Annotated in this window: 8 protein-coding genes; 4 read left to right on the top strand and 4 right to left on the bottom strand. The window is 67.3% G+C overall.

All coding sequences use genetic code 11. The features are described 5' to 3' along the window. Positions 1-407: secondary thiamine-phosphate synthase enzyme YjbQ (locus V5B39_RS20805; RefSeq protein ID WP_434735743.1), on the top strand; the 407-nt coding region annotated here is incomplete at its 5' end. A 69-nt stretch (positions 408-476) separates the two neighbouring features. Here V5B39_RS20805 and chrA read toward each other — a convergent pair. Further along, positions 477-1,697 (bottom strand): chromate efflux transporter, encoded by a 1,221-nt coding sequence (gene chrA, locus V5B39_RS20800; RefSeq protein WP_332344747.1) that lies wholly within the window; start codon positions 1,695-1,697, stop codon positions 477-479. A 170-nt stretch (positions 1,698-1,867) separates the two neighbouring features. Here chrA and V5B39_RS20795 point away from each other — a divergent pair, with 170 nt between their 5' ends. Genes V5B39_RS20795 through V5B39_RS20785 form a run of 3 tightly spaced genes read left to right on the top strand, consistent with a single transcriptional unit; the run spans position 1,868 to position 4,112 of the window. Next, positions 1,868-2,746: an NAD(P)-dependent oxidoreductase gene (locus tag V5B39_RS20795; protein WP_332344746.1), complete on the top strand. Its 879-nt coding sequence runs from the start codon at positions 1,868-1,870 to the stop codon at positions 2,744-2,746. Next, positions 2,746-3,621 carry an NAD(P)-dependent oxidoreductase gene (locus V5B39_RS20790; protein ID WP_332344745.1) on the top strand — a complete coding sequence of 292 codons (876 nt, stop codon included), beginning with the start codon at positions 2,746-2,748 and terminating at the stop codon, positions 3,619-3,621. Before V5B39_RS20795 ends, V5B39_RS20790 begins: the two co-directional genes overlap by 1 nt. Beyond that, on the top strand, positions 3,618-4,112 hold the full coding sequence (locus V5B39_RS20785) for an LEA type 2 family protein (protein WP_332344744.1): 495 nt from the start codon (positions 3,618-3,620) through the stop codon (positions 4,110-4,112). Before V5B39_RS20790 ends, V5B39_RS20785 begins: the two co-directional genes overlap by 4 nt. 130 nt (positions 4,113-4,242) lie before the next feature. Here V5B39_RS20785 and V5B39_RS20780 read toward each other — a convergent pair whose 3' ends face one another. From V5B39_RS20780 to V5B39_RS20770, 3 genes are all read right to left on the bottom strand, one after another. After that, positions 4,243-4,461, bottom strand: coding sequence for a hypothetical protein (locus V5B39_RS20780; RefSeq protein WP_332344743.1), 219 nt, complete (start codon positions 4,459-4,461; stop codon positions 4,243-4,245). A gap of 130 nt (positions 4,462-4,591) precedes the next feature. Then, entirely contained in the window at positions 4,592-7,369 is a 2,778-nt protein-coding gene (locus tag V5B39_RS20775) for an Hsp70 family protein (protein ID WP_332344742.1), read from the bottom strand. A 172-nt stretch (positions 7,370-7,541) separates the two neighbouring features. Continuing rightward, a partial coding sequence (locus tag V5B39_RS20770; RefSeq protein WP_332344741.1) for a calcium:proton antiporter occupies positions 7,542-8,597 on the bottom strand: 1,056 nt, incomplete at its 5' end.

Genomic DNA, 8,597 nt, shown 5'->3' with positions numbered 1-8,597 from the left:
ATCAGCAAACGCTTGACGTTCATAGTCGCGGTCGCGGCACGATCGAGATCACCGACGAGGTGGCGCGGATTGTTCGCGCGGCAGGGGTTGCGATCGGTCTGGTCAACGTCTTTGTCCAGCATACCAGTTCCTCGGTGGTGCTGACCGAGAACGCCGATCCGTCGGTGCGTCGGGATCTGGAAACGCTCGCCGCCCGCTGGGCGCCCGACGGTGATCCGGCCTATCACCACGACAACGAGGGCGACGACGACATGGCGGCGCACGGGCGGAACATCATCGCCGGTTCCTCGTTGACGGTGCCTGTCGGCAACGGCGAGATGCGCCTCGGAACCTGGCAGGGGATCTATCTCTGGGAGCACCGGAGGATATCGCATCGGCGCCGGGTGGTGGTCACGGTAATCAGCTGAAAACCGACCCGGAAGCCGACCGGTCGCTCGGCGCACCCGCGAGCACCCGGTGGCGCAGTGGAGGGTCCTTCAGCGGACGACGCTGATCAGCCATCCGGCCAGGCCGGTCGCCATAACGACCAGCCAGGGCGGCAGCTTCCAGAACATCAGGGCAACGAAGGCCAGCAGCGTCAGGCCGAAATCCTCCGGCCGGAAGATGGCACTGGTCCACACCGGTTGATACAGGGCTGCGAGGAGCAGGCCGACGACCGCCGCATTGACGCCGGCGAGCGCAGCCTGGGTGCGAACGCTGCGGCGCAGCTGTTCCCAGAAGGGCAGCGCCCCGGCGACGAGAAGGAACGAGGGGATGAAGATGGCGACAAGACAGAGCAGGCCGCCAATCCAGCCACTGGGCGCGGTGTTCATCGATGCCCCGAGGAACGCGGCAAAGGTGAACAGCGGGCCGGGCACGGCCTGTGCGGCACCATAGCCGGCCAGGAAGGTCTCGTTTGTCAGCCAACCGCTGGGCACGACCTCGGCCTGCAGAAGCGGCAGCACGACGTGTCCGCCGCCAAAGACCAGCGCGCCGGCGCGGAAAAAGGCGTCAGACAGCGCCAGGGGCTGGTTCGGCCAGATGCGGAGAAGAATCGGCAGAGCGATCAGCAGGACAGCGAAAAGTACCAGCAGCGCGGCCGCCAGGCGATGACTGACCGCAATCGGCAATGGATCGTGGCTTGCATCCTGGACGGGTTTGAACACGAGCCAGCCGACGACGGCTGCGCTGGTGATCATGCCCACCTGTCCCCAGGCGGTCGGCCAGAGCAGAGTCACGCAGGCAGCGACTGCGGCGATGGTGACGCGCGTGCTGTCAGTGCACAGATTGCACGCCATGCCCCATACCGCCTGCGCGACGACCGCCACGGCGACGACCTTCAAACCGTGCAGCGCACCGGCGGGCAGGGCGTTGCCCCAGCTCGCAACGCCAAGGGCGAAGAGGATCAGGGCGATCGCCGAGGGCAGGGTGAATCCTGCCCAGGCCGCCAGAGCGCCGGAGAACCCGGCGCGCGACAGCCCGATCGCCATGCCCACCTGACTGCTGGCGGGGCCGGGCAGGAATTGGCAGAGGGCAACCAGGTCGGCGTAGCTGCGCTCACCGAGCCAGCGCCGGCGAGTGACAAACTCTTCGCGGAAGTATCCGAGGTGTGCAATCGGCCCGCCGAACGACGTCAGTCCCAGGCGAAGGAAGACCAGGAAAACCGTCCACGCACCGACAGTCGGGATTGCCGCCCGGTCATTATCTGCTGATCCCATGCGATGAACCCTCTGCAGCGAAAGATGCGGATGATAACCGGAAGCCCTTGAACAAATTCCGGCGGGCGGTTTCGTCGGCGACCGCCGGCCGCATGATGTCATCGACTTGGGACGCTGTGGCAAGGTACACTCCGACGCTTGATTGTCACGCCGCGGCGAGGGGAAGAGCAATGAAAATCGGATTCATCGGTCTGGGGATCATGGGGCGCCCGATGGCGCTGAACCTGTTGCGCGGTGGCCACCCGATCACGGTCTGGGCGCGCCGTGCGGAGTCGATGCAACCCCTGCTCGACGCTGGCGCGAGTGCTGCGGCGAGTCCGGCTGCGCTGGCGGCGGTGGTTGATTTGGTGATCTCGATGGTCGCCGATGCGCCCGATGTCGAACAGGTGATGCTCGGCGAGCAGGGGGTGGCGAGCGCCGGCAGGGCCGGGCAGGTGGCCGTCGACATGAGCACGATCCGGCCGGCAGCCGCGCGCGACATCGCCGCCCGCCTGCTTGACAAAGGCATCGATTTCCTCGATGCCCCGGTTTCGGGTGGCGAGGTGGGCGCGGTTGCCGGGACGCTGTCGATCATGGTCGGCGGCAGCGAGGCCGCTTTCGCAACCGCGCACCCGGCTTTTGCGTGCATGGGCAAGAACATTGTGCACGTCGGCGATTCGGGTGCCGGGCAGGTAGCCAAGGCGGCGAACCAGATCGTCACCGGGGTCGGCGTGCTGACCGTTGCCGAGGCGCTCAACTTCGCGGCGAAAAGTGGGGTTGACCCGGCCCGGGTGCGCGAGGCTCTGCTCGGCGGTTTTGCCTATTCGAAGATTCTCGAGAATCACGGCCAGCGGATGCTCGACCGCAACTTCAAGCCCGGCTTCAAGTCCTGGATGCATCAGAAGGACATGAACATCGTCATGCAGAGCGCGCACGAGCTGGGCCTGTGCCTGCCAGTGTCGGCAGCGACGGCGCAGATGTACAACGCGATGGTTGGCTCGGGTCTCGGCGCGGAGGATTCGATTGCCATCCTCAAGCTGCTCGAACGGCTGTCGGGTGGAGAGGACTGATGCAGCTTGGCTTTGTCGGCCTCGGCGTCATGGGCCGGCCGATGGCGCTGCATCTGCTGCGCGCCGGTCATCAGGTGGCGGTCTGGGCACGGGGCTCGGCATCATGCCGGCCCTTGCTCGAAGCCGGCGCAGTCAGCTGTGGCAGCGCGGCGGCGGTGGCCCGGCGTTCACAGGTGGTGTTCACGGTCATTACCGCCGGATCCGACGTCGAGCAGGTGACCTTCGGCGCGGACGGCCTGGCGGAAGGGTTTGCCGCCGGCTCGATCCTCGTCGACATGAGCACCATCGCGCCGGAAATGGCGCGCTCGCTGGCGCAGCGTTTGTCGCTGCACGGCGTCGACATGCTCGATGCGCCGGTCTCCGGCGGTGAGCAGGGTGCCATCGCTGCGACGCTGGCGATCATGGTCGGCGGCCAGGCGGCGGTGCTCGAGCGCGTGCGGCCGCTCCTTGAGCTGCTGGGCAGGAAGATCGTGCATGTCGGCGACAGCGGCGCCGGGCAGGTGGCCAAGGCGTGCAACCAGATGGTGATGGTCGCCGCCATTCAGGCGGTCGCCGAGGCGCTGCACTTCAGTCGCGCGGCCGGTGTCGATCCGGCGAGGGTGCGGCAGGCACTGGCTGGTGGCTCGGCCGGCAGCCGGGTGCTCGAAGTGATGGGCAAGAAAATGGTTGCGCGCGACTTTGACGCCGGCGTCGAAGCACGCCTGCACCACAAGGACTACGCCGCGGTGATCGCCGAAGCGCATCGCCTCGGCGTGCCGCTGCCGGTTTCCGGCCAGGTTGGCCAGCAGCTCAATGCCTTGATGGCCATGGGCTGGGGGTCATCCGACACGGCAACCCTGTTGCGGGTTCTCGAAGCTGGCAGGCAAAGCCGGTGAGGCGAGGTCTGGTCATCCTGTCGATTGCCTTGCTGAGCGCTTGTGCGGGTCTTGGCGGCCTGTCGCAGAAGCCCGAAGTCAGCGTTGCCGGCCTGAAGCTGGTGCAGGTCGGCGTCTTCGAACAGCGCTTTGCCCTGAAGCTGCGCGTTCAGAACCCCAACGACGTGGAATTGCGGATCAACGGCCTCAGTGTCGAAGTCGAATTGAACGGACAGCCATTCATTACCGGCCTGTCGGACAAGGGCGTGACCGTCCCGCGTTTCGGCGAAGCGGTGCTGGAGGTGATGGCCACCAGCACCCTGGGGAGCGCGCTGAAACAGTTGCGCGAGTTGCAGAAGGGTGGCCGCGAGCGTATCGACTACCGGATCGTCGGCCGTCTCAACCTCTCCGGGATCGGCACGGTGCCCTTCGAGCGACGCGGCGATCTGCAGATGCCGGCAGTCGTCAGTCCATTGCGCAGGCCCTTGCCTCCCGGGACCCAGGGAACGTGAGGACTGGCGTCCCGGTGCCTGACTGGCGGCTCGCCGGATGGGTGCCCGATTGGTGGTCAGCGCGTCCACTGCCTGGCGTCAGCGAGGCGGTGGACGGCAGCCCCGGCGCTGGCGCAGCCCCGCCTGGAAATCAGTCGACAGGAATGATCAGCTTGTCCCAGCCGGAACCGTTGTCGTCGCTGTTGGGCCGGCCGCGACGGGCGAGCATGGCGAGACGCGTTTCGACGTCGGCGATGGACTCCCTGGTGACGTTAAGTGTGCGGCGCTCGCTGCCGCAGCGGCGTTCTGCCATGCCAGCCGGTGGCCCGGATGAACTCTGGCGTCGATCGGTTCCTCGTTGCGCGTGCATTGCTCACTCCTCGAAAATCATCACCTGCTTCGGGGGGCGCCAGCCGGGCGACACGGGTTTGGCAACCCTGGTGATCCTGTGTCCGGCCACAACGCGATAGTGTCTCACAAGGGAGGACAGAGCGGGCTGTTTACGATGCCCTGTTTTCGCCGATCAGCCGCAGTCCGGCCGGCAGGGACTCGCCAAACGCACGGCGTTCATCGGCCTTGTCGAGTTCGATCACGGTCCTTACCTGGGCGACCCAGCTGGCGCTGGCGTTGATCGTTGCCAGGCGGGCCAGCGTCGCTTCGCGCGCGTCTTCCGGCAGGTCGCGCGTGCGGTCGCCGGTCAGGCGGGCGATCTGCGTGGCAGCGAAAGCGGCCGGCTCGACCTTCTTCCAGTCGCTCGCGAGCACGGCTTCCAGCCAGCGGCCGGCGACCTCGGGCGGTACCACCTGGTGGGCGCTGCCGTAGAGCGACTGGCGCGCGCCGAGGCGGCCGAGCGCCCACCAGCCAAGCGGCTTCTCCGAAGCCTTGCGCAGCCGCTCGAGCAGCCAGTCGCCGACCTCGACCTTGCGCTCGATCGGCAGCCTTTCGAGTGAGGCGACCAGCCGCAGCATGTCGTCGTGGCTGCCGGCAATGGCTGCTGGCAGGCGGCTGCGGGTTTTCGTCGGCTCGCTGCGCAACCAGGGAGCGAGTTCGGCGAGGAGTTTTTCCTGGATGCCGGGCGGCAGGCCACCGGCGGCGCGCCGCCAGAGCGTCCACCATTCCGACCAGTTCTGGCTTTCGTTGACGTACTGGATCCCCTGCGGAAGAATCTCGCACAGCTGTTCTATCCGCCACTCATCGAGCGCATCGCCGAGACCCGGGCGGAGGCAGAAGCCAGCGAGGTTGAGCCACAGCCGTTCGTGCTCCGGCGAGCGCCGCCGACGCCGTGCGCGCTGCATCAGGGCGTCGAAGAGCGCGCGCAGCACGGGCATCTCCCATTCGTCGCGCTTGCCGAGCAGATGCTCGAGCTGACCACGCAGGCGCCGGACCTCCTTGCTGTCCACCGGCTGCGAGCTGGATCCGAAGATACGTTCGACCCACTGCACGGCGTCGGCAAAGCGTGCCGGCAGAGTCGGCGATGCCAGCGCTTCGCTGGCGCCCTCGCCGCGCAACTGGAACTCGAGCAACCAGCGGCGAGCGGCATCCTCGCTGCTGACGCAGTGCAGCTCGAGGGTGCCGACTTCGGTCATCGAGGTGGTCAGTTGCACCCGCACCTCGCGCTGGCTGCTGCCGGCCGGCGCCTGGACGACGGTGGCGATCGGCGGCAGGCGGACGAATTCGTCTTCGTCAAGCGTCGCGATCTGGCCCGGGAGGTAACTCGTATCGGCCACCGACGACGCCAGGTGGAAGCGCACCGGTTGCCCCAGGCGCAAACTGAAGCGTCGCTCGGGCAGCGGGATTTCGTGCCCTTCCTCGCTGCCGCGCGGCAGCAGGCAGATGCCGCGCCGCGGCTGCGCCTGCTCCTCGAGCACCAGGAAGTAGCTGCGCGCCGAGCCGCCACCGATTCGTCGCCCGTGACCCTGGCGAACGAGCGCGTAAGCGACCGCCCCACGCGCGACGGCGACATCGGGATTCTCGTTGTGCAGAACCCGCAGCGCCGCGCCGCGCCAACTGGCGAGGGTTTGCTGCAGGCGCTCGGCGAGGGCATCGGCACGAAAAACTCCGCCATTCAGGAGCAGCGTGTCGGGAACCGGCATCTCCTGCCGCTCGCCGGTGTCGGCCAGCGCCTGGCGCGCTGCTGCCGCGTGTCGTCGGAGGAAGGCGGCGACATGGCGGGTGATCGCCGGATCGGCCGGGTAGGGCAGGCCGAACTCGACGATTGCCGCCCGCCGCTGCTGCAGCGGTTCATCGGGGGCGACGCGCGGAAAGAAGCCATCGACCAGGACCTGCCGCGCTTCATCGCGCTGCAGTTCGACCGTGCGGGCGCCGCCGATCAGCCGCGCGCCGCCACCCAGCAGCGTCAGCAATACGGCCTCCGGTGCGCCCGTCGTCAGCAACTGTTCCTTGGCGGCGCGGCAGCGCGCCGTCAGTTGCGAAAAGCGCGCCGCCGACAGACGGCCTTCGCTGGCCGGCAGCCGCGACTCGACTAGATGGGCCAGCGCGAGGTCCATGTTGTCGCCACCGAGCATCAGGTGATCGCCGACACCGATGCGGGTGAGGGTCGGCTCGCCGTCGGTGATCGCGACCTGGATCAGCGTCAGGTCGGTGGTCCCGCCGCCGACATCGCAGACCAGCAGCAGTCGTGTTTCCGACAGTTCCCCGGCGAGTTGCTGCTGATGACGGAACAGCCAGTCGTAGAACGCTGCCTGCGGCTCTTCGAGCAGCCGCAGATTGGGCAGGCTGGCCTGGCGTGCGGCGGCCAGCGTCAGCGCGCGGGCGCCTTCGTCGAACGAAGCGGGAACGGTCAGGATCACCTGCTGCTGTTCCAGCGGTGCCTTCGGAAAACGGTGCAGCCAGGCGGCGCGGACGTGCGCCAGGTAGCTGGCGCTGGCGCCGACCGGTGAGACTTTGTCGACCTCGTCTTCAGCGCCCCAGGGCAGGATAGCCGCCAGGCGGTCGACCGCGGCATGCGACAGCCAGCTCTTGGCGCTGGCCACCAGGCGACCGGGAACCTGTGCGCCGAGATCGAGCGCCAGGCGGCCGGTGATCACCGGCTCGCCGCTTGCCGCCGTGCTCCACGGCAGTTGCAACTCGCCGGGGCTGATCTCGCCGGCGGCCGGATGGTAGCGCACCGAAGGCAGCAGCGGTCGCGCCGCAACCTGGCCGGGACCGACCAGTTGCTCGATTTCGAACAGTTCGACCTGCTGCTTGCCGGGCGCGCTGTAGGCGACGACCGTATTGCTGGTGCCGAGGTCGATGCCGACGATGTACTGTTTCTTCATTTTCTTCAGAGTGTGCCAGAAAGACTGCTGCGGGAGGGATGAGCGATTGGGGGCGGCCGCCGCGAACGGGACAGACTGCCGTTTGCCCGGCCAGGATCGCGCTCAGCTTCCGCCGGTGTGCTGACGCTCGTCCTTCCGGGCGCAGGTGCTTCATGGTCGTGTCGGCCTGGTGTCACGGGACCATCGCCAGAAAGACAAAGACTGCGAAGACCACCAGGTGAACCGCCCCCTGGAGGATAGTGGCACGGCCTCCGGACAGGGTCATGGAGGTCAGCAACAGCGTCAGCGCCAGCAGCGCCACCTCTTTGGCGGGCAGGCCAAGATCCAGCGGCAGATCAAGTGCAATGGCGGTCGCGGCGACTGCTGGAATGGTCAAGCCGATGGTGGCGAGCGTGGCGCCGAGCGCCAGGTTGAAGCTGGTCTGCATCCGGTCGCTGCGCGCTGCGCGGACGGCTGACATCGTTTCGGGCAGCAATACCATCATTGCGATGGCGATGCCCACCACGGCGTGCGGCATCCCCGCCGTATCGACCGCTGTCTGGATGGTTGGCGCCAGCACATTGGCGAGGCCGACGACGACGGCGAGAGAGACGAGCAGCAGGACCAGGCTGAGCAGCGCGGTGGCCACCGAGGGTGGGATCGCGTGACTGTCTTCGGCCGCCGCGTTTTCGGGCAGGAAATAGTCGCGATGCCGAATCGTCTGGACGAAAACGAAAACTCCCCACAGCACGAAGGAAACGACGCCGGCAAAGGCAAGTTGTGGCACCGAAAAGGTCGGCCCGGCCGTGGTCGAGGTGTAGCCGGGGAGCACCAGAGTCAGGGTGGTCAGGGTGGCCAGTACCGCCAGGGCAGGCGTGGTTCCCTCGACCCGGAAACCGATGGTCCGATGCCGGATGCTGCCCATCAGCAGGCAAAGACCGATGACGCCGTTGCAGACGATCATCACGGTCGCGTACACCGTGTCGCGTGCCAGAGTGGTGGCGTTCTCGCCGCCCGCCAGCATGATGGACACGATCAGCGACACCTCGATAATGGTGACTGCGACAGCCAGTACAAGCGACGCGAAGGGCTCGCCAACCCGGTGTGCAATCACTTCGGCGTGATGAACCGCAACCAGCACGGACGCCAGCAAGGTGGAACCGGCAACTGCAGACAGCAACCATCCCTGGGCCAGCCCCCAGATCGCCGCGAGCAGGATGCACGCCGCCACCGGCACGACGATACTCCA

Source organism: Accumulibacter sp., from assembly GCF_036625275.1.
GTDB lineage: Bacteria > Pseudomonadota > Gammaproteobacteria > Burkholderiales > Rhodocyclaceae > Accumulibacter.
This window is presented reverse-complemented; position numbering and strand designations above follow the sequence as displayed.

Coding starts and splice junctions, on each gene's coding strand:
- chrA (WP_332344747.1), bottom strand. CDS start 1,697: ATGGGATCAGCAGATAATGACCGGGCGGCAATCCCGACTGTCGGTGCG.
- V5B39_RS20795 (WP_332344746.1), top strand. CDS start 1,868: ATGAAAATCGGATTCATCGGTCTGGGGATCATGGGGCGCCCGATGGCG.
- V5B39_RS20790 (WP_332344745.1), top strand. CDS start 2,746: ATGCAGCTTGGCTTTGTCGGCCTCGGCGTCATGGGCCGGCCGATGGCG.
- V5B39_RS20780 (WP_332344743.1), bottom strand. CDS start 4,461: ATGCACGCGCAACGAGGAACCGATCGACGCCAGAGTTCATCCGGGCCA.
- V5B39_RS20775 (WP_332344742.1), bottom strand. CDS start 7,369: ATGAAGAAACAGTACATCGTCGGCATCGACCTCGGCACCAGCAATACG.